A 997-nucleotide genomic window follows, 5' to 3' on the forward strand; every position below is an offset into this window, starting at 1 on the left:
CCTTTTCTCCGTCTCTATGTTCGGAATCGGTTAGATGTTCCAGCTGGAGAGCCACTGACCGCGAAGCGGATGTTGTGGCTACGAGAATTAGAGTTACCCCAACGAGGCATTACGTCGTTAGAGGGGTTGCAGTATGCCAAAAATATCGATCAGTTATTGCTTAGGGGTAATCAAATTACAGATGTATCCCCACTTAATGGGTTGCCTCGACTGAGAATTTTAACATTGGCAAATAACCCGATTAAAGATGTATCGGTGCTGGAGGACATGCCCGCTTTATACTCTCTTGATTTAAGCAATAACGGCTTGAAGACACTCCCTAAAACAATGACAGGATTCCCCAAATTAGAATATATCCATTTTAAAGAGAACCAGCTGACGGATGTGTCTGTCATGGCGGAATTACCTAACATTAAATACATCTCCATAAGCAAGAACCAAATTACGGATATTTCGGCACTCGCCTCGTTAGTTACATTACGGGATTTGATTGCGAATTTTAATCATATTTCAGATATTACCGCTTTTCAAGTGAGGAGACCTGCTTATTTCGGTATCGGTAGACAAACGGTGACGTTACCGACACAAAAGATTGGGCGAAAAGGGACACTTCACATGCCCCAACCTATTCAACAGGTGTTAGGACCAGCTGGATCTATGGTGATAAAAGATTTCCAACCGACGAACGGGAGTTATGAAACGGAGCAACAGCGGTTATCTTGGTCAGGGTTACCCGGACCATCAGGGGCGGTTACTTATGGCTGGAATGATTTTAATCCTGCCGAAGGGGTAGGCAGATACTTTAGTGGAACGGCAACGATTCCGTATCGCATGGTGGATGCGTCACCAGTGACGGTAGTGTACCAAGATACGACTGGCAAGGCCATCGCGCCTTCCACCACATTGACGGGTGATTATGGCGAGGCCTATGACACAACGCCTCTTGAAATTCCAGGTTATACCGTTGACACAAGCCCAGCGAATGCGAAGGGGACGT

At 46.0% G+C, this 997-nt stretch carries 1 protein-coding gene; it reads left to right on the forward strand.

Annotated elements, in window-relative coordinates; genetic code table 11:
* A partial coding sequence (locus PROCOU_RS15905; protein ID WP_036074378.1) for a leucine-rich repeat domain-containing protein occupies window positions 1-997 on the forward strand: 997 nt, incomplete at both ends.

The sequence above is a fragment of the Listeria rocourtiae FSL F6-920 genome (genome assembly GCF_000525975.1).
Taxonomy (GTDB): domain Bacteria; phylum Bacillota; class Bacilli; order Lactobacillales; family Listeriaceae; genus Listeria_A; species Listeria_A rocourtiae.